The 18223-nt window shown below is 63.0% G+C and carries 18 protein-coding genes; 9 read left to right on the top strand and 9 right to left on the bottom strand.

Annotated features, from left to right (window positions below):
• Positions 1–20: 20 nt before the first annotated feature.
• Genes hpaH through FJ930_RS23085 form a run of 5 tightly spaced genes read right to left on the bottom strand, consistent with a single transcriptional unit; the run spans position 21 to position 4635 of the window.
• On the bottom strand, positions 21–821 hold the full coding sequence (gene hpaH / locus FJ930_RS23105) for a 2-oxo-hept-4-ene-1,7-dioate hydratase (protein ID WP_141840241.1): 801 nt from the start codon (positions 819–821) through the stop codon (positions 21–23).
• On the bottom strand, positions 818–1693 hold the full coding sequence (locus FJ930_RS23100; protein ID WP_141840240.1) for a fumarylacetoacetate hydrolase family protein: 876 nt from the start codon (positions 1691–1693) through the stop codon (positions 818–820). Before FJ930_RS23100 ends, hpaH begins: the two co-directional genes overlap by 4 nt.
• Positions 1694–1724: 31 nt before the next feature.
• Complete coding sequence (gene hpaD / locus FJ930_RS23095) at positions 1725–2705, bottom strand: 3,4-dihydroxyphenylacetate 2,3-dioxygenase (protein ID WP_141840239.1); 981 nt, start codon at positions 2703–2705, stop codon at positions 1725–1727.
• A gap of 14 nt (positions 2706–2719) precedes the next feature.
• Positions 2720–4237: a 5-carboxymethyl-2-hydroxymuconate semialdehyde dehydrogenase gene (hpaE, locus tag FJ930_RS23090; protein WP_141840238.1), complete on the bottom strand. Its 1518-nt coding sequence runs from the start codon at positions 4235–4237 to the stop codon at positions 2720–2722.
• 11 nt (positions 4238–4248) lie between these two features.
• The gene (locus FJ930_RS23085) at positions 4249–4635 is read right to left on the bottom strand and encodes a 5-carboxymethyl-2-hydroxymuconate Delta-isomerase (protein WP_141840237.1); all 387 of its coding nucleotides are present in this window, start codon (positions 4633–4635) and stop codon (positions 4249–4251) included.
• A gap of 218 nt (positions 4636–4853) precedes the next feature.
• Here FJ930_RS23085 and hpaR point away from each other — a divergent pair, with 218 nt between their 5' ends.
• The gene (gene hpaR, locus FJ930_RS23080) at positions 4854–5249 is read left to right on the top strand and encodes a homoprotocatechuate degradation operon regulator HpaR (RefSeq protein WP_246677000.1); all 396 of its coding nucleotides are present in this window, start codon (positions 4854–4856) and stop codon (positions 5247–5249) included.
• Positions 5250–5490: 241 nt separating this feature from the next.
• On the opposite strand, the gene FJ930_RS23070 is transcribed toward hpaR, so the two are convergent.
• The gene (locus tag FJ930_RS23070; RefSeq protein WP_140743844.1) at positions 5491–6000 is read right to left on the bottom strand and encodes a flavin reductase; all 510 of its coding nucleotides are present in this window, start codon (positions 5998–6000) and stop codon (positions 5491–5493) included.
• A gap of 6 nt (positions 6001–6006) precedes the next feature.
• Positions 6007–7551, bottom strand: coding sequence for a 4-hydroxyphenylacetate 3-hydroxylase N-terminal domain-containing protein (locus FJ930_RS23065; RefSeq protein ID WP_141840235.1), 1545 nt, complete (start codon positions 7549–7551; stop codon positions 6007–6009).
• A 93-nt stretch (positions 7552–7644) separates the two neighbouring features.
• Here FJ930_RS23065 and FJ930_RS23060 point away from each other — a divergent pair, with 93 nt between their 5' ends.
• Positions 7645–8514: a helix-turn-helix domain-containing protein gene (locus tag FJ930_RS23060; protein ID WP_141840234.1), complete on the top strand. Its 870-nt coding sequence runs from the start codon at positions 7645–7647 to the stop codon at positions 8512–8514.
• A gap of 212 nt (positions 8515–8726) precedes the next feature.
• Here FJ930_RS23060 and FJ930_RS23055 read toward each other — a convergent pair whose 3' ends face one another.
• The gene (locus FJ930_RS23055) at positions 8727–9353 is read right to left on the bottom strand and encodes an FMN-binding negative transcriptional regulator (RefSeq protein ID WP_141840233.1); all 627 of its coding nucleotides are present in this window, start codon (positions 9351–9353) and stop codon (positions 8727–8729) included.
• Between the two features lie 73 nt (positions 9354–9426).
• Here FJ930_RS23055 and FJ930_RS23050 point away from each other — a divergent pair, with 73 nt between their 5' ends.
• The 6 genes from FJ930_RS23050 (at position 9427) to FJ930_RS23025 (ending at position 15646) form a co-directional block, all read left to right on the top strand.
• Positions 9427–10884, top strand: coding sequence for a PLP-dependent aminotransferase family protein (locus FJ930_RS23050; RefSeq protein ID WP_141840232.1), 1458 nt, complete (start codon positions 9427–9429; stop codon positions 10882–10884).
• Positions 10885–11031: 147 nt separating this feature from the next.
• Positions 11032–12240 carry an ABC transporter substrate-binding protein gene (locus FJ930_RS23045; protein WP_141840231.1) on the top strand — a complete coding sequence of 403 codons (1209 nt, stop codon included), beginning with the start codon at positions 11032–11034 and terminating at the stop codon, positions 12238–12240.
• Positions 12237–13031: an ABC transporter ATP-binding protein gene (locus FJ930_RS23040; protein ID WP_181176400.1), complete on the top strand. Its 795-nt coding sequence runs from the start codon at positions 12237–12239 to the stop codon at positions 13029–13031. Before FJ930_RS23045 ends, FJ930_RS23040 begins: the two co-directional genes overlap by 4 nt.
• A complete protein-coding gene (locus FJ930_RS23035) occupies positions 13024–13734 on the top strand; it encodes an ABC transporter ATP-binding protein (protein WP_141840230.1) in 711 nt (236 codons plus the stop codon). The genes FJ930_RS23040 and FJ930_RS23035 overlap by 8 nt, the downstream gene beginning before the upstream one ends.
• A gap of 7 nt (positions 13735–13741) precedes the next feature.
• A complete protein-coding gene (locus FJ930_RS23030) occupies positions 13742–14629 on the top strand; it encodes a branched-chain amino acid ABC transporter permease (RefSeq protein WP_140777524.1) in 888 nt (295 codons plus the stop codon).
• Positions 14630–14674: 45 nt separating this feature from the next.
• Complete coding sequence (locus tag FJ930_RS23025) at positions 14675–15646, top strand: branched-chain amino acid ABC transporter permease (RefSeq protein ID WP_141840229.1); 972 nt, start codon at positions 14675–14677, stop codon at positions 15644–15646.
• Positions 15647–16272: 626 nt separating this feature from the next.
• Here the strand turns inward: FJ930_RS23025 and FJ930_RS23020 are convergent.
• Positions 16273–17169 (bottom strand): LysR family transcriptional regulator, encoded by an 897-nt coding sequence (locus tag FJ930_RS23020; protein ID WP_141840228.1) that lies wholly within the window; start codon positions 17167–17169, stop codon positions 16273–16275.
• 133 nt (positions 17170–17302) lie between these two features.
• Here FJ930_RS23020 and FJ930_RS23015 point away from each other — a divergent pair, with 133 nt between their 5' ends.
• Complete coding sequence (locus tag FJ930_RS23015) at positions 17303–18193, top strand: class III extradiol ring-cleavage dioxygenase (protein ID WP_141840262.1); 891 nt, start codon at positions 17303–17305, stop codon at positions 18191–18193.
• Positions 18194–18223 lie beyond the last annotated feature (30 nt).

Raw genomic sequence — 18223 nt, 5'->3', positions numbered from 1 at the left:
CTCTAGGCAGGCTTGGCGCTTCAGGCGAAGTGGATGCTGACCGTGCCCGAACCGCCGAAATCGGCGACGATCGTGTCGCCTGGCCGCGCCTCGACCGGCCGCACGAAGGAACCCGACAGCACGACCTCGCCCGCCGCGATAGACATGCCGTAGCGCGCGAGCCGGTCCGCCAGCCAGGCTATGCCCATCGCCGGATGATTGAGCACGCCGGCGCCGAGGCCGGTCTCCTCGACCTCGGCATTGCGCGAAACGATGGCGCCGATCCAGCGCATGTCGGCCTCATCAGGCCGTTGCGGCCGGCCGCCGATGACGATGCCGGCATTGGCGGCGTTGTCGGCGATCGTGTCGAAGAAGGTGCGCGCCTTTTTGGTCTCGGCATTGACACGCTCGATGCGCGTGTCGAGGATTTCCAGTGCCGGCGTGATGTAGTCGGTGGCGTTGAGCACGTCGAAGAGGGTCACACCCGGACCCTTCAGCGGCGCCTTCATGACGAAGGCGATCTCGGCCTCGACGCGCGGCTGGATGAAGCGGCCGGCGGGAACCGTCGCGCCGTCGTTGAAGAACATGTCGTCGAACAGCACGCCCGAATCCGGCGTGTCGATGGCAAGCGCATATTGCATCGCCTTGGAGGTCAGGCCGATCTTCCAGCCCTTCGGCTTCAGACCGGCATCGATCTTGCGCGCCACCAGCGCGGCCTGGACGCGGTAGGCATCCTCCATCGTCGCCTCGGGAAAATCGAGGCTGAGCAGGCGGATCTGGCGGCGCGAGCGCTCGGCTTCGAACAGCCGGTTGGCGGCGTCTTCGACTTGGCTTGGAGTCATGCTGCCGCCTCGTCGACGACGCCGTTCCGGAGCACGCCGATGCCGTCGGCTTCCACCTCGACCACATCGCCCGGCTTCAGCCAGACCGGCGGCTCGAAGCGGGCGCCGGCGCCGGTCGGTGTTCCGGTGACGATGATATCGCCAGGCACCAGCGTGGTGAAGGTCGAGATGTAGTTGATGATCTTGCGGAACGGAAAGATCATCCGGCTCGTACGGTCCTGCTGGCGCACCTCGCCATTGACGCGGGTGGTCAGCGCGATGTCGGCGATCTGCGCCTCGTCCGTGAACGGCACCAGCCACGGGCCGATCGAACCGATGCGGTCGAAATTCTTGCCTTGCGTGACGTTGAACTTGGCGTGCCGCACCCAGTCGCGGATGGTGCCCTCGTTGCACAGCGACAGCGCCGCGATGTGATCGAGCGCGTCGGCTTGCGTGATGCGCCGCCCGCCTTTGCCGATGACGATGACGACCTCGCCCTCATAATCGAGCTGCGGCGAGTCCGGCGGCCGCACCAGCGGCGCGCCATGGCCGACGAAGGACCTGGCAAAGCGGATGAACAGCGACGGATTGGCGGGTGCCGCCTGGCCGTCCTTGTATTCCTCGTTGCGGTCCGGATAGTTGACGCCGACGCAGATGATCTTTTCCGGCGACGGCACCGGGATTTCGTAAGCGATGGCGTCGAGCGGGAAATCGACGGCAAAGGCCTCGGCCTCTTCCGCCAGCCGCCGCAAGGCGCCGGCCTCGATCACCTCGCGCAATGTCGGCCATTGGCCGTACCGGGACGACAGGTCGACAACGCCCTTGCCGGTGACCGCGCCGTAGCGCGTCCTGCCGCCGGCGGTGAAGGTGGCGAGGCGCCCATGCGCAGTCATCGAGGTCTCCTCGTTAGATCCATACCCATGGTCACGGCGCGATGATCGGCGAAGCCGTCAGGTCCGGCTGGCGCACCGCTGCGCCGGCAAAGCTGCTGCCTTCCTCGAACCAGCTTTTCGGCGCCGGCGCGCCCCACAGCGTCTGCCGCTGCGGGTCCTTCAAATCCCATTTGATCGGCTCGAGGTCGGGATCGACCGTCTGGTAATCCGAACAGTAGATCTCGATGCGGTGGTTGTCCGGATCGCGCACGTAAAGGAAGAAGGCGTTGGAAATGCCGTGCCGGCCGGGGCCGCGTTCGATGTTCGGCAGATAGCCAGTCGTCGCCATCAGGTCGAGCAGGTCGATGATGTTGAGCGGCGTCGGCACCCAGAAGGCGACGTGGTGCAGGCGCGGCCCGACGCCGTTGGTGAAGGCGATGTCGTGCACGCCGCCCTTGCGGTGCGTCCAGGCCGCCCACAGCTTCCCGCTGCCGGCGTCCTCGGTGTATTCGGTGACGCGAAAGCCCAGCTCGTTGTAGAAGGCGACGGACTCGTCGACATTGGGCGAGAAGCAGTTGAAATGGTCGATGCGCAGCGGCTTCACGCCCTTGTAGAGCGCGTATTTCTGGTGGATCGGCGGCAGCCGCTCCATCTGGGCATAGAATTCCAGCGGGATGCCGTGCGGGTCGCGCGTGCGGAAGGTGCGCGACTGGTAGGGCCGCTCGACCCATTCCACCGGCAGGCCTCTGCCCTTGAAGAAGTGCTCGGCCCTGTCGAGGTCCTCTTCGGAAAACACCTTGAAGCCGAGGTCGCGCGCTTCCGGCGTGGTCGTCTTCTTCAGCACGATGCAGTGATGGCCGCGCTCCTCCATGGCGCGCAGGTAGATGGCGCCCGATGTCTCGTCGGTGACCTGCAGGCCAAGCGTGTCGACATAGAAGGCGCGGGATCTGGCAAGGTCGGTCACCGCCAGCTCGACATGGCTGAGGCGCACGATGTTGAAGGCGGGATAGAGGTTGGGTTTGGGCAAGGGCATCTGATGTCCTCCGGTCAGCCGCCGAGTTTCTGGATCGCGTGCGCTGACGTGGCGAAGGCGATGTTCTTGGTCTCCATGTAGAAATCGAAGGAATGGTCGCCGCCGTCGCGGCCGATGCCGGAGTTCTTGACGCCGCCGAACGGCGTCGGCAAATGGCGCACATTCTCCGAATTGACCCAGATCATGCCGGCCTCCAGCGCATCGGTGAAACGGAAGGCGCGGGTCACGTCGGAGGTCCAGAGATAGCCGGTCAGCCCATATTGCGTGTCGTTGGCCAGCGCCAGCGCTTCGGCCTCGTCCTTGAAGGCAATGGCAGTCAAAACCGGCCCGAAGATCTCTTCCTGGGCAATGCGCATCCTGTTGGTGGCGCCGATGAACAGCGTCGGGCTGACATAGCAGCCGCCACCCGGCCCGGCGAACTTGCCGCCGCCGGCGGCGACCACCGCGCCTTCGGATTTGCCGATCTCGATATAGGACAGCACCTTTTCCTCATGCACCGGATGGATCAGCGGCCCGACCACGGTTTTGGGGTCGAGCGGATGGCCGATCCTGATGCGCTTTGCCTTCTCCGCCACCAGATCGGTGAACTGGTCGTAGATCGAGGCTTCCACCAGAAGCCGCGACGACGAGGTGCAGCGTTCGCCGTTGAGCGAGTAGATCATGAACACCGCCGCATCCGCGGCGCGCTCGAGATCGGCATCCGCGAAGACGATCACCGGGTTCTTGCCGCCGAGCTCGAAGTGGACACGCTTCAGCGTGTCGGCGCCCTGGCGCATGATCATCGAGCCGGTGCGGCTTTCGCCGACGAAGCCGATCGCCTTGATGTCGGGATGCTCGGTCAGTGCCTTGCCGGCGTGCTCGCCAAGGCCGTTGACCAAGTTCCACACACCTTTCGGCAGGCCGGCCTTTTCGGCGATCTCGACCAGCAGCCGCGCCGTCAGTGGCGAGAATTCAGCCGGCTTATGAACCACCGTGCAGCCGGCCGCCAGCGCTGGAGCGATCTTCCAGGTCGACAGCATGAACGGCGTATTCCACGGCGTGATGATACCGACCGGCCCGATCGGCACCCGCGTCGTCAGGTTGATCTGGCCGGGTGTGCGCAAGGTTTCGCCGTCGCGCGCTTCGGGCGCGCGGTCGGCGAAGAAGCGGAAGTTCTCCGCACCGCGCAGGGCGGCCTTGGCCATGAATTTCAGCGCCTGGCCGGTGTCCATGCACTCGACGAAGGCGATCTCCTCGGCGCGCGCCTCGATCGCGTCGGCTATCCTGTGCAGCAGCCTCTTGCGCGCTTCGCCTGATATGGCGGCCCAGGCCGGGAACGCCGCCTTGGCCGCCTTCGCGGCACGGTCGATGTCCGCGGCGCCGCCGCGCGCGACCTTGGCCAGCGGCTTGAGATCGACAGGCGACAGTGTCTCGAAGGTCGAGCCGTCGGCGGTCGGCACCGCTTCGCCGCCGATCTGGTTCAGCACGCCGTCGCTCTTGAAACGGGCGAGATAGGCTTCGGCCTTTTTCAGATTGCCTTCGAGGTCTGACATGTCGGTTTCCGTCACTTGCCGCGCAGCCGCGGGTGGATTGCGTTCTTCTTCCAGCTCAGCACCGGATCGATTTCCCTGATCTCCAGCGACAAAGCGAAATGCGGGACCTCGAACAGTGAGGCCAGGTGTTGGCTCACCGCCGCGAACACGGCCTCGCCGGTCCGTTTCTTGTCTTCGCCGCTGCGGCCGGTGCCGATGCGAAACGACATGTCGAGAAAGGCGTTTTCCGGCAGGTTGTCGGCAATGGCGTAGGCGGTGGCTCGAAAGGCCCGAACCCGCACCGCGCCAGTCTCGAACAGCCCGGTGTCCAGCACCGTACGCAACACCAGCGCGCACAGTTCGTCCATGTCGACCTTGGCATCGAGATTGGCCGAATACTCGATAGAGAAGTGAGGCACCGCGTCCCGTTCCCTGGGTTGTTGCATTGCTGTACTTAACGCGTTAATTACATGAGGTGCCGCCGAAGTCAAGTCTTGCGTCGGGCGTGGCACGACGATACGGGATGACGGTGACGGGCTTGCGGGCCAGCGCTGCTGGGCAAGGCTTGCCGCCGATCGCGAGCCAGCGCTGGAGAGAATTTCACTTGCTGCCGGAAAACACGCGTCGTTCCCTGCCGATGGCACTGCTTCATGCCCGCGAAGCGGTGATGGCGCGGTTTCGCCCCATGCTCGCCGCGCATGACGTGACCGAACAGCAATGGCGCGTGCTGCGCGTGCTGAGCGAGGCAGGCCCGGTCGAGGCGACGGAGCTCGCCGATCGGGCCTCGGTGCTGCCGCCCAGCCTGACCCGCATCATCAAAGCGCTCGAGGCTCGAAACTTCATCACCCGCAACAAGGCGGAAGGCGACGGCCGCCGCGTCGTCCTGACCATCGCCCCGGCCGGCGCCGCCCTGATCGATGCCCTGTCGCCCGAACGCCGCGTCATCTATGACGACATCGAAAAGCGGTTCGGGCACGAGCGGCTGGAACAACTGCTCGACCTGCTGGAAAACCTGATCGACGGCGAGAGCTGAACACCGGCTTCTTCGAGATGTTGGCGGGACAGCACCCCCCTCTGGCCTGCCGGCCATCTCCCCCGCAAGGGGAGAGATCGGACGTCGCGAAGGCTTTCGCCAATTTTCAACGTTGCAGAAGAGGCACAGCAGCGGAACTGCCAATCTCCCTCCTTGCGGGGGAGATGTCCGGCAGGACAGAGGGGGGTGGGAAGAAACTCGACAGAGGGTTCTGAATCGCCCCAGCCCCACCAGCGGTTGTTCACCCCCCAAAACTCCCCAGCCGCGTCGGCTGCGTGTAGTTGCGGTCGACATAGAGCAGCGCCGAGCCGCCGCTGCCGTGGCGCACGTCGATGACGCGGCCGATCATGACGTTGTGCGTGCCGACGACATGCACATCCTCGATCTCGCAGTCGAAATTGACGATGGCGTCCGACAGCGCCGGCGTGCCCGACGTCAGCGTCTGCCAGCGCGCCGCCGAATAGCGCGCCTCCATGTCCTTGGTCGCGCCGGCGAACTTTCCCGCCAGATGCATGTGGTCATGCGTCAGCACGTTGACGCAGAAGCGCCGGTTGGCAAGGAACATGGCGGCCTGCGTCGAGCGTCCGTTCATGCATACCAGGAGCGTCGGCGGCTCATCCGAGACGCTGCACATGGCGGTGGCGGTGAAGCCGCCACGTCCGGCCGGCCCGTCGGTGGTGACGATGTTGACCGGCGCGCAGACCCTTGCCATCGCGTCGCGGAAATCGGTCTTCGAAATCTGCGCGGCCATCGCGGTTCATCCAGCCGTCGAAGCCAGCGGCGGGAGCCAGGTGTCGCCTGTCCAGCCATTCTCGTCATAATCGGCCATGCAGGTATCGACCAACTCCTCCATCGCCTTCAGCCGTCCGCCGCGCTCGGCGCCCTTCAACACTTGCAGCCGTACCTCTTCCGGCGCGCCGGCATAGTTGAGCTCGTAGAGAGCGTGCCGGCCGCCGAACTCGGTGCCGGTCGCGTCCCACAACAGCTTCATGATCTTGATGCGCTCGACATGGCCCATGTCGTTGGAGCCGCGCACATATTGAGCGAGGTATTTGTCGATCTCGGGGTTGTTGAAGTCACGCACCGACGACGGCAGGTAGATCAGGCCGGAGGCGATCACCCGGCGCACCGTGTCGATGACGCGCGGATAGGCTTCCGACATGAAGGTGCGGTAGGCCAATGCTGCTTCCAGATTGGGCAGCACGGCGCCGTTCGCCCACGGGATGGGGTTATAGGCCATGGCGTTGGAAAAGCTCCAGAACATGTGCCTGAGCGCGATCACCTCGCCAAGTGCCGCCTGGTTGCCGCGGAAGGCATCGCCGCCAGTGGCGCGCAACGCCTTGGCCAGCAGGCCGGCAAGGAAATCGAGCTTGACGGCGAAGCGCGTGCAGCCCTGGAAGCAATAGCCATGCATGAAGCCGGATGCCGGATGGAAGGACAGGATCTTCTGCGCGTCGCGCAGCACCAGCACGTCCTCCCAGGGGATGAAAACATTGTCGAGCACCAGGATCGCGTCGTTCTCGTCGAAGCGCGACGACAGCGGATAGTCGAAGGGCGCGGCCACGGAATTGGCCGTCTGCTCGTAGGAGACGCGGCAGAACATCTTTATTCCCGGCGCGTTCATCGGCACGATGAACATCACCGACAGCGACGGATCCTCGGTGACCGTCGCCGAACTCTGCGCCAGGAAATTGTAATGCGTCAGCGCCGAGGACGTCGCCACCACCTTGGCGCCGGAAACGAAAATGCCGGCATCCGTCTCCTTGGTGATGTGCACGAAGACGTCCTTCACCTGTTCGGCCGGCTTGTGGCGGTCGATGGGAGGATTGACGATGGCGTGGTTCATGAACAGCACGGCTTCCTGGGCACGCTTGTGCCAGGACAACGCGTTCTCCTTGAACGGCCCGTACCACTCGGCGTTGGCGCCGAGCGTGTTCATCAGCGCCGCCTTGTAGTCTGGGGTGCGGCCCATCCAGCCATAGGACATGCGCGACCATTCGGCGATCGCCGTCTGCTGGGCGGCGAGTTCGCCGGAAGATTTGGCGACGCGGAAATATTTGTGGGTGTAGCCGCCCGAGCCGGTGTCTGTGGCCGAGGTCAGCGTCTCGCGCCGCTTGGCGTCATGCAGCGCATCGTAGAGCCGGGCCAGCGACCGCGCCGAATTGCGCATCGCCGGATGAGCGGTGACGTCGGCGATGCGTTCGCCGTTGATATAGACCTCGCGGCCGTCGCGCAGGCTCTCCAGATACTCGGCCCCGGTGAACGGGCTCGCTTTATCGGCACGAAAATCTTCTGACCGCATGATGCTCCTCCACTTAATATTGCAACCCTAGCGCCTTGGACGTGGATCGGTTATGGACGGAACGGCAAAACCGATTGGACTTTTTCCGGCGTCATGAGCCAGAACTCCATTCCCGATTTCTTCGTCTATGGCGAGCCGGCGCGGCCGCTCGACATCGGTTTCCTGCATGTCGAGACGGTCCTTGCGCGCGGCAGTATTCATCTCGGCGAGGTCGCCGCGCACAAGCATCCGCAGATGGGTCAGATCACCTACTGGACCAGTGGCTCCGGCACCTACCGCATCGAGGATCAGTCCTGGGACTTTTCGGCGCCAGCCGTCAGCTTCGTGCCGAGCAATGTCGTGCATGGCTTCTCGATCGGCCCTGGCACCGATGCCATCGTGGTCTCGGTCGCCGACGATGCGCTCGCCGCCCTTGCCGGTCAAAGCCTGCTGCCACTCGATCGGCCGGTCTTTACCGACGGCCTGCCGCAGCATGCCGCATGGCAGAGGCTGGCGGCGGTGCTGGAGATGATCGCCGCCGAGTACGCCGAAGCCCAAGCCGGCAATGACAAGACCTTGCCGGCGCTGATCGCCGTCGCGCTCTGCCACATCGCGCGCCTCGCGCCGGCGACAATCGCCGCTCCACCGTCTTCCGATATGTCGCTGGCCTTCGGCCTGCGCCGGCTTGTCGATGCGCATTTCCGCGACAACTGGCCGGTCGACCGCTACATCGAGGCGCTCGCCACGACACCGCATCTTCTCGACAAGGCCAGCCGCGCCGTGCTGGGCACCGGCGTCAAGCGGGTCGTCAGCGAGCGGCGGCTGCTGGAAGCCAAGCGGCTGCTGCTGTTCACCGTGCGTACGGTCGAGGACATCGCCTACGAGATCGGCTTCGACGATCCGGCTTATTTCTCACGCTTCTTTCGTGAACGGATGGGCGAGGCGCCCGCCGCCTGGCGCCGGAGGCAGTTGGAAGCGCACTGAGTCCGAGCTGGCTGGCGGATGCGGGCGCGCGGCCCGCATCCTGTTTCGGCTAGCATGCTGCGAGAAGCCGAACCCGCGCGCCGCATTTTTTCCGCGCACGATCAGCACCGGCTCCGCCATCGAGGCCTCCGCCTATGCCTCGGCGCAGGTGGCCGACGTGCGGTGTGGCGGCCGCGACCAGCCGCCGATGAGCGATGAGGGAAGTTACCGCTTCACGAGATCGGGATGAGTTCCGAAACGATGTGGTCGGTTGCCCGGCTGCTCGCTGCCAGCCCCTCTTTCACGCCCCTGCGGTCGGCCTCCGGGCGATTTTGGCTCATCTTGCGTTTTCCCTGCAGGGAAACGATCGGCATGCGGATACCGACGATGCCGCGCAGTTGGGCGTCGATATAGGCTTCCGGCGCGTCGGTCGGCGCCCAGGGTGCCCGGCGGCCGCTTTCATGAAGGGCGGTGAGCCGGGTTACGACATCGCGCAGCCGCTCGGTATCGCTAAAGAACTCGACCGGTCCGCTGGCTTGGACAGCCGTGTAGTTCCAGGTGGGGACGACCTTTCCATGTTCGGCCTTGGATGCGTACCAGGACGGCGTCACATAAGCGTCAGGACCCATGAAAACGGCCAGTGCATGACCGATGACGGCAGCTTGCCACTGGGGGTTCGCCCGCGCCAGATGCGCATAGAGAACGCCTCTTTCTCCCTCGTTCTCGTCAAGAAACATCGGCAGCGGAGTGGCCATGGGGCCGTCGGATGTCGCCGTGATGAAGCTTGCCAGGCGACATTGCCGCATCATGTCGTAAATCTCGGCCGTGTCGGCCACTGTGAAGGCGGTTGGGGTGTACATTTACGGTCCTTGATTTGAACGCATCATTCCACTCAACTGGTCCAAGATATGCAGCCAGTTCGGGAGAGTTTCATTGGGCCACTTTGAACGGCGACCGCGCGGAACGGGCATCACCCGCCGCATCTATCTCTCCCTGCGCGAGCAAATCGAATCCGGCATCTACAAGGCCGGAGCGAAGCTTCCGTCCAGCCGCTCGCTGGCCGAGGAGCTTGGCGTGTCGAGGACGACGGTAACCGCGGCTTTCGATCAGCTGATTTCAGAAGGCTATGTCCAGGTCCGGCAGGGGTCGAAAGCCACCGTGGCCTCCACCGGACGTCCCTCCCGCGTCCGTCAACCCCAGCTGGAGCCGAAGGCAACCCCTAAGCTTTCCGATTACGCAAGACGTGTCATGGCGTTGCCTTCGCACACCAGTGCCGGGCTGGCGCCGCTGAAACACGACTTCCGCTATGGCGATATCGCATCGGCGGATTTTCCAAAACTCCTTTGGCGGAGAGCCTTGAACACAGCCATTCTGACCTATCGCGAACGCCTGGCCTATGAGCATCCCGCGGGCAATCCACGACTCCGCCAGGCCTTGGAAGGCTACCTCTGGCGAGCGCGCGGCATAAGGTGCGAGGCGGCGCGGATGATCATCGTCAGCGGGTCCCAGCAGGCTCTGGACCTGTGTGCGAGAGTGCTCGTGAATCCGGGAGACAGCGTCGTCGTCGAGGAGCCATGCTACGCGATGGCTCGAAACGTCATGCTTGCCATAGGCGCCAAACCTGTCGAGCTTGCCTGCGACAACGATGGAATGGATACCGCGCGGCTTCCCGATCCAGGCCGGATCGCGCTTGCCTATGTGACCCCAAGCCATCAGTTTCCGCTGGGAGGTGTTCTGTCGGTTGGCCGCCGCCAGGCCTTGATCGAATGGGCAAGCCTGGGGAACGCCTACGTCATCGAGGACGACTATGATGGCGAGTACCGCTATGACGTCAGCCCGATCCCGCCTCTGTATCTGTCAGGCCGAGATAAGGTCATCTATGTCGGCACGGTATCCAAGACGCTGTCTCCGACACTTCGGCTGGGATACATGGTTGTTCCCGGTCCGCTGGTCGAACCCCTCATCCTGGGCAAACAAATTGCCGACCGCCACAGTTCGAGCTTCGAGCAGGACGCTCTCGCGACCATGATCGAGACAGGCGCGTATGAGCGCCATGTGCGCAGGATGAGGAGACGCAATGCCGAAAGGCGAACCGCTTTCCTGACCGCGATGCGGGAAGCATTCGGCGGCGAGATCGAAATCGTCGGAACATCGGCGGGCCTTCATGTCGTGGTCTGGTTCAACAGCCTGCGGTCCGACGAGGAGGAGCTTTTCGCCGAAGCGGCCCGGAAAAATGATGTCGGAATTTATCCGGTCTCGCGGCTGTTCGCGGCCAAGGGCGACCCGCGTGCCGGCTTCATTTTTGGATACGCCTCGATGGCCGTCGAGGCGATCGACAAGGGGGTGGCCAAACTGTTCGATGTTTTCCAGTCGAAGGCATTCCACGCATGAGGAAGCGAGCAATGCTTGCGGCCGATCGAAAATGAAATCCGCAACGGCCCCTTGTCGTTCATCCCCATTTTCCTCATGTTCAGAGTGCTTGCAGATGATCGATCGTTGGGGGGCGGCCGGATTCATCGTAATGGGAGGAAGTAGACTATGAAGGCATGCTATTTCGTTTCCGCCGCGCTTCTTGCCGCGGCCTCAATTCCCGCCTCGGCCGCCGAAATTTCCGATGGCAAGGTCAAGATCGGTATCCTCAACGACCAGTCCGGCGTCTATGCCGATTTCGGCGGCAAATGGTCGGTCGAAGCGGCCAAGATGGCGGTCGAGGATTTCGGCGGCAAGGTCCAGGGAGCGCCGATCGAGATCATCAGCGCCGATCACCAGAACAAGCCGGATATCGCCTCCAATATCGCACGGCAGTGGTACGACACCGAACAGGTCGACGCCATCATGGAGCTGACGACCTCTTCGGTCGCGCTCGCCGTCCAGGGGATTTCCAAGGAAAAGAAGAAGATCGACATCGTTACCGGTGCCGCGACCACGGACCTGACCGGCAAGCAGTGCTCGCCCTACGGTTTCCACTGGGCCTATGACACCCACTCGCAAGCGGTGGGAACCGGCGGCTCGCTGGTGCAGCAGGGCGGCGACAGCTGGTTCTTTCTCACCGTCGACTATGCGTTCGGCTATTCGCTGAAGGAGCAGACTGCCAAGTTCGTCGAGAGCCACGGCGGCAAGGTGCTGGGCGAGGTGCGTTATCCCCTGGGCTCGACCGACTATTCATCCTTCCTGCTGCAGGCGCAATCGTCGGGCGCGAAGGTCATCGGGCTGGCCAATGCCGGCCTGGACACCTCCAATTCCATCAAGCAGGCGGCCGAATTCGGCATCGTCCAGGGCGGCCAGCGTCTTGCAGCGCTTCTGTTCACGCTGGCCGAGGTGCATGGGCTGGGCCTGCAGGCGGCGCAAGGCGTCGTGCTGACCGAGGGCTTCTATTGGGATCGCGACGACAAGAGCCGCGAATTCGCGCAGCGCTTTTTCAAGCGCACAAACCGCATGCCGAACATGATCCAGGCCGCGACCTATTCGGCGGTGACGCAATACCTGAAGGCGATCGACAAGGCCGGCACCGACGAGACCGAGGCCGTCGCCAAGCAATTGCATTCAATGCCGGTGAACGACGTCTTTACCGCCAACGGCAAGGTCCAGGCCGACGGCAACATGGTGCACGACATGTATCTCTACCAGGTCAAGTCGCCCAGCGAGAGCACCAAGGATTGGGACTACTACAAATATCTCGCCACCATTCCCGGCAATGAAGCCTTCCTGAGCGAGAAGGAAAGCGGCTGCCCGACGGCGGCCCAGTGACCGGCGCGGCCACGGTGCCGCCCGACCTGACCACGGACGAGCCGCGGGTGGTGTTGTCCGCCCGCGGGCTGCGACGCGACTTCGCCGGCTTCGTCGCCGTCAGGAATGTCGACCTCGATGTCCGCCACCGCAACATCCATGCCCTGATCGGACCCAACGGCGCCGGCAAGACGACCGTTTTCAACCTGCTCACCAAGTTCCTGGCGCCGACCAGCGGCAGGATCGAACTGCTCGGCCACGACATCACCCGCACACCGCCGGCGAAAGTCGCGCGGATGGGGCTGGTGCGCTCGTTCCAGATATCGGCGATCTTTCCGCACCTCAGCGTGCTCGACAATGTGCGCGTCGCGCTGCAGCGGCCGGGCGGGCTCGGCGTCCAGTTCTGGCGCTCCCTGGCCGCGCTCGACCGGCTGACGCCGCGCGCGGTCGAACTGCTGCGTTCCGTCGGTCTCGACGATGCCAGGAACAGGTTAGCCGGCGATCTTTCCTATGGCAGGAAACGCGTGCTCGAAATCGCCACCACCCTGGCGCTCGACCCGAAAGTGCTGCTTCTGGACGAGCCGATGGCCGGCATGGGGCATGAGGACGTGGCCACGGTTTCCGCCATCATTCGTTCGGTGGCGAGCGAGCGTGCCATCCTGATGGTCGAGCACAATCTGACTGTCGTGGCCGATCTCTGCGACTGGATAACGGTCATGCAGCGCGGCGAAGTGCTGGCGGCCGGCGACTATGCCACGGTCAGCCGCGACGAACGCGTGCGGGTCGCCTATATGGGCACCGCCGATGACTAGCGCCGCGCCCCTGCTCGCGGTCCGCGGCCTCAACGCCTGGTATGGCGAGAGCCACGCGCTTCACGGCGTCGATCTCGAGGTGTTTCGCGGCGAGACGGTCACATTGCTGGGCCGCAACGGCGTCGGCAAGACGACGACGCTGCGCGCCATCATGGGGCTGATCCGCCGGCGGACGGGCGAAATCGTTTTCGATGGCGCGGACCTGATGCGGCTGCCGCTGCACCGCACCGCCCATCAAGGCATCGGCTTCGTGCCCGAGGAGCGCGGCATCTTCGCGACACTGACCGTGGACGAGAACCTGACGCTGCCGCCGGTCGTCGCCGAAGGCGGCATGAGCGTCGAGGAGATATTCGATCTCTTTCCCAATCTGAAGGAACGGCGCAACACGTCCGGCACCAGGCTGTCGGGCGGCGAACAGCAGATGCTGGCGATAGCGCGCATGCTGCGGACCGGCGTCAAGATGCTGCTTCTCGACGAGCCGACCGAAGGCCTCGCTCCCGTGATCGTGCAGCGCATCGGCGAGCTGCTGGTGACGATGAAAAGCCGGGGCATGACGATCCTGCTGGTCGAGCAGAATTTCCGCTTCGCCAGTCGCGTCGCCGACCGTTTCTACCTGATGGAGCACGGCAAGGTCGTGGCCGGCTTTCCGGTCGGCGAACTGGCCGGCCGCATGACGCTGCTCCACGAAATTCTGGGTGTATGATGGCGCCATGACGATGATCTTCGGTATCCCCGTCCAGGCATTCCTCGGCCAGTTGCTGGTCGGACTGATCAACGGCTCGTTCTACGCCATGCTGAGCCTCGGCCTTGCCGTCATTTTCGGCCTGCTGCGCGTCATCAATTTCGCCCATGGCGCCCAGTACATGCTCGGCGCTTTCATCGGCTATCTGCTGCTCACGCGTCTCGGCATCGGCTATTGGCCCGCGCTCGTCCTTGCGCCGTTGACCGTCGGCCTGTTCGGTATCGTGGTCGAGCGCCTGGCGCTGTCGCGGCTTTACGATACCGATCCGCTCTACGGCCTGCTCTTCACCTTCGGCCTCGCGCTCGTGATCGAGGGCATCTTCCGCTACTATTACGGCGTGTCGGGAAATCCCTACGCCGTGCCGCCGCTGCTTTCGGGAGGCACCAATCTCGGCTTCATGTTCCTGCCCAACTATCGCGGCTGGGTCGTGGTCGCCTCGCTGATCGTCTGTTTCGGAACCTGGGCGCTGATCGAGAAGACCAGGCTCGGCTCCTATCTGCGCGCCGCGACCGAAAATCCCCGCCTCGTCCAGGCCTTCGGCGTCAACGTGCCGTTGCTGCTGACCCTTACCTACGGCCTCGGTTCGGCCCTTGCCGGGCTGGCGGGGATCCTGGCGGCGCCGATCTATCAGGTGAGCCCGCTGATGGGGTCGGATCTCATCATCGTCGTCTTCGCGGTCGTCGTGGTCGGCGGCATGGGGTCGATCCTCGGTGCGATCGTCACCGGCTACATGCTCGGCCTCGCCGAAGGGCTGACCAAGGTCTTCTATCCCGAAGCCTCCAACCTCGTGGTCTTCATCATCATGGCCATCGTGCTGCTGGTGCGGCCGGCCGGCCTGTTCGGAAGGGACGCCTGACATGGCGGAAGGGACACGCCTGACCTGTCGGAAGGGACGCCTGACATGGCCGACCTGACACTTCGCGAAACGGCCGCCAGAACCCCGGCATGGCTTGAATGGACACTGATCGGGCTCGGCATCCTGGCGCTGCTGGCAGCACCCTTCTTCGTCTATCCGATCTTCCTGATGAAGATGCTGTGTTTCGCGCTGTTCGCCTGCGCGTTCAATCTGCTGCTTGGCTATACCGGGCTTCTGTCGTTCGGCCACGCCACCTTCTTCGGCGGCGCCGCCTACTTCACCGCGCATGCGGTCAAGGTGTGGGGCTGGCCGCCGGAAGCGGGCATCCTGCTCGGCACTGCGGGCGCGGCCCTGCTCGGCCTCGTCATGGGCTTCTTCGCCATTCGCCGGCAAGGCATCTATTTTGCCATGATCACGCTGGCCCTGTCGCAGATGTTCTTCTTCTTCTGCGTCCAGGCGCCGTTCACCCAGGGCGAGGACGGCATTCAGGGCGTGCCGCGCGGCACGCTGCTTGGTTTTCTCGACCTGAACGTTCCGCTGAACATCTACTATTTCGTGCTGGCGGTGTTCCTGATCGGCGTCTTCGCCATCTGGCGCATCGTCAATTCGCCCTTCGGCATGATCCTGCGCTCGATCCGCGAAAACGAGAATCGCGCCATTTCGCTGGGCTATTCCGTGGCCAACTACAAGCTCGCGGCCTTCGTCATGTCGGCGGCGCTGGCCGGGCTGGCCGGCGCGGTCAAGGCCATCGTCTTCCAGTTCGCCACGCTCACCGACGTCACCTGGCAGATGTCGGGCGAAGTGATCCTGATGACGCTCCTCGGCGGCATCGGCACGATGGTCGGCCCGATCATCGGCGCCAGCCTCGTCGTCGGGCTGGAAAACACGCTCGCCACCTCCGGCTTCCCGGTCACCATCGCCACCGGGCTGATCTTCATGGTCTGCGTGCTGGTGTTTCGGCGCGGCATTGTGGGGGAGGTTTATGCGCGGGTGATGAAGCGGGCGCGGAAGGGGTGACTAGCTCCAGATCGACTGGATGCGATTGATCGGATCGCGCAGGCGCGTTGTCCTGTGTAGGAACGTCTTTATCGGGGGCCGATAACAGACTGGCAGCTTGTAGCGTCCGAGAAGCGAATAGCGACGTTCAAATCGATAGGGCTAACGTCTCGGATTGACCCATACCGGACACTACTGTGATCATCTGCACGCTTCATTTGCGGAGTCGTCCACCGTTCCCCAGCGGCACGTCGCAAGCTACGACGGCCGCCATTGGATCGCGGCGACACCCGGCATCTACAATGCCGGACGCTCCAGGGCTGGCTGTCCGGATCATCAATCCCCATGAAGCGATAACGCATTCAATCGCAGAACGACGATCTTGTAGACTTTCGGGACCGATCGTCCTCGAATCCTCGATCCACTGATCGGCGTCCTGAGCCGACCATCCGTACTGCTTGATCTGCATGTCGCGGAATCGGTCGGGATCCGCCGGCTGACGTGGACGGCGCATGATTCATGACTGGCATCAGCCTGAGCAAATGGTTCGACAGGTGCAGAGTTAATCCCGAGGAGTCTCATAATGGAACCTTCCCCGCCACATCTGACTCAATCACTCCAATCAAAGAGGGCTCATAGAAGTCGCCTCACGTACTGAGATCTTTGCGCGAAGCCAAGAAGTCAATGAAGGTGCGAACTTTGGCAGAAAGATATCTTCTGCTGGGATAAACGGCGTGAAGGGTCGATCTGAATTTGATCACCTCGGGTAAAACCACTACCAGCCGACCCTCGGCGAGGTCAGTTTGCGTCATCCATAGGGGGAGGAAGACTAGACCCATGCCTTCAAGTGCGGCCAAATATAATATCGTCTCGTTTTCTGTCTGCAGAACGGGACGGAAATCCACCATCTCCGGACCGTTAGGCGCAGGTAACGTCACACTGCCCGTGGGATTCATGCCGCTATAGAGCAAAAGCGAGTGGCCATTAAGATCCGCCAATTCGCTTGGATTGCCGGCGCGCGACAGGTAGGCCGGAGACGCTACGAGATTAAAGACGACCTCCGTCAACGGTCGTGCGATCAGATTGGGATCCAGCCGCTCGGGTGCCGTCGCCCGCAGGGCGAGATCGAAGCCTTCGTCGACAAGATTAACGATCCGCCCGCTAAGATCCATGTCGAAGCGCACATCGGGATATAGCTGATGATAATCAGCAATCATGCGGGCGACGAGAATATTGGCGATCCAAACGGGTGCGCTGAGTTTTAGGGTTCCACGCGGGATGACGGTGGCGTTGCTCGCGACGGCTTCCACCTCGTCGAGCCCATCGAGCATTTGTCGGACTTGATTGAAATAAAGCATGCCCGTTTCCGTCATGCTGACGTGACGGCTGGTTCGGTTCAGCAGTCGGGTTCCCAGTCGATTTTCCAGATGCATCACATGCTTGCTCGCCATTGCTGACGAGAGGCCAAGACGATGGGCGGCAGCGGTGAAGCTCTTAAGCTCCGCCACCGAGCAGAAGACCCGCAGGCTCGTTAACGTATCCATCCATCATCAACATACAAGAAGCGTTGCATCAACAGAAGACCCGTTGATCAACATCTGTGAAAAGCTCATCTTCATCCCAAGAGGTGAGTTTTCCCACCCGCCTCGCTGGCACGCTCGGCAAGGACATAATGTGATGAACAGACCTCGCCTTCCAACGTATTTCGTCAGTCATGGCGGTGGCCCTTGGCCGTTTATGGAGGGCGAATTTCGCCGCAATTTCGACAGGCTTGAGCGATCGCTGATCGAAATGCGGGCCGAGGTCGGCAACGCGCCAGCGGCGATCCTAATGGTTTCGGGTCACTGGGAGCAGCAGGGGTTTGCCATATCCTCAGGTGCCAAACCGGGAATGGTTTACGACTATCAGGGGTTCCCGGAATATCTCTATCACATTAGATATGACGCACCCGGTTCGCCCGATCTTGCGAAGCACGTGCAGGATTTATTGCACGCACATGATATCGAGGCGAGGCTTGATCCGACCCGCGGCTTTGACCACGGGACCTTCAGCATCATGAAACCGCTTTATCCGGATGAGGATATCCCGATTGTCCAGCTCTCACTCGATGCTAGCTATGACCCGGCGCTGCACCTTGAGGCTGGGCGAGCTCTGGCACCCCTGCGCGACGATGGGGTTTTGATCATTGGGAGTGGCCTCAGCTATCACAATCTGGGAGCGATGCGGGACCACAGCGGGCATGAGCCGTCTCGCCAGTTCGACGCCTGGTTGCGGCAGACCCTGATTGACTCCTCGCCCGATGAGCGTGTCCAGCAGCTGCTGGCATGGGACAAAGTCCCCTTCGCTCGAGCGGCACATCCGCGCGAGGACCATCTCATCCCGCTGATGGTGGCAGTCGGCGCGGCCAGGGACGAACCAGGTGCCGTCACCTACCACCAGACGGACTTTGCGGGAGGGCTGACTGCTTCCAGTTTTCGCTTTGGCAACGCGCCCGAAACTGTCTCATTCCAAGGAGAAACCATGAGCGACATAGGTCGAACACGATTGTCTAGGTCCCGGTCTGCCTAAAGAAGCAGTTGTTGCTCGAAAGTCGACATG

Origin of the sequence: Mesorhizobium sp. B2-4-15 (genome assembly GCF_006658505.1) — a bacterium.
Classification (GTDB): Bacteria; Pseudomonadota; Alphaproteobacteria; order Rhizobiales; family Rhizobiaceae; genus Mesorhizobium.
This window is presented reverse-complemented; position numbering and strand designations above follow the sequence as displayed.

Excerpts from the sequence above, each read along its gene's own strand:
- hpaH (WP_141840241.1), bottom strand. The coding sequence starts at position 821 with ATGACTCCAAGCCAAGTCGAAGACGCCGCCAACCGGCTGTTCGAAGCC.
- FJ930_RS23100 (WP_141840240.1), bottom strand. The coding sequence starts at position 1,693 with ATGACTGCGCATGGGCGCCTCGCCACCTTCACCGCCGGCGGCAGGACG.
- hpaD (WP_141840239.1), bottom strand. The coding sequence starts at position 2,705 with ATGCCCTTGCCCAAACCCAACCTCTATCCCGCCTTCAACATCGTGCGC.
- hpaE (WP_141840238.1), bottom strand. The coding sequence starts at position 4,237 with ATGTCAGACCTCGAAGGCAATCTGAAAAAGGCCGAAGCCTATCTCGCC.
- hpaR (WP_246677000.1), top strand. The coding sequence starts at position 4,854 with ATGGCACTGCTTCATGCCCGCGAAGCGGTGATGGCGCGGTTTCGCCCC.
- FJ930_RS23070 (WP_140743844.1), bottom strand. The coding sequence starts at position 6,000 with ATGGCCGCGCAGATTTCGAAGACCGATTTCCGCGACGCGATGGCAAGG.
- FJ930_RS23065 (WP_141840235.1), bottom strand. The coding sequence starts at position 7,551 with ATGCGGTCAGAAGATTTTCGTGCCGATAAAGCGAGCCCGTTCACCGGG.
- FJ930_RS23060 (WP_141840234.1), top strand. The coding sequence starts at position 7,645 with ATGAGCCAGAACTCCATTCCCGATTTCTTCGTCTATGGCGAGCCGGCG.
- FJ930_RS23055 (WP_141840233.1), bottom strand. The coding sequence starts at position 9,353 with ATGTACACCCCAACCGCCTTCACAGTGGCCGACACGGCCGAGATTTAC.
- FJ930_RS23045 (WP_141840231.1), top strand. The coding sequence starts at position 11,032 with ATGAAGGCATGCTATTTCGTTTCCGCCGCGCTTCTTGCCGCGGCCTCA.
- FJ930_RS23035 (WP_141840230.1), top strand. The coding sequence starts at position 13,024 with ATGACTAGCGCCGCGCCCCTGCTCGCGGTCCGCGGCCTCAACGCCTGG.
- FJ930_RS23030 (WP_140777524.1), top strand. The coding sequence starts at position 13,742 with ATGACGATGATCTTCGGTATCCCCGTCCAGGCATTCCTCGGCCAGTTG.
- FJ930_RS23025 (WP_141840229.1), top strand. The coding sequence starts at position 14,675 with ATGGCCGACCTGACACTTCGCGAAACGGCCGCCAGAACCCCGGCATGG.
- FJ930_RS23020 (WP_141840228.1), bottom strand. The coding sequence starts at position 17,169 with ATGGATACGTTAACGAGCCTGCGGGTCTTCTGCTCGGTGGCGGAGCTT.
- FJ930_RS23015 (WP_141840262.1), top strand. The coding sequence starts at position 17,303 with ATGAACAGACCTCGCCTTCCAACGTATTTCGTCAGTCATGGCGGTGGC.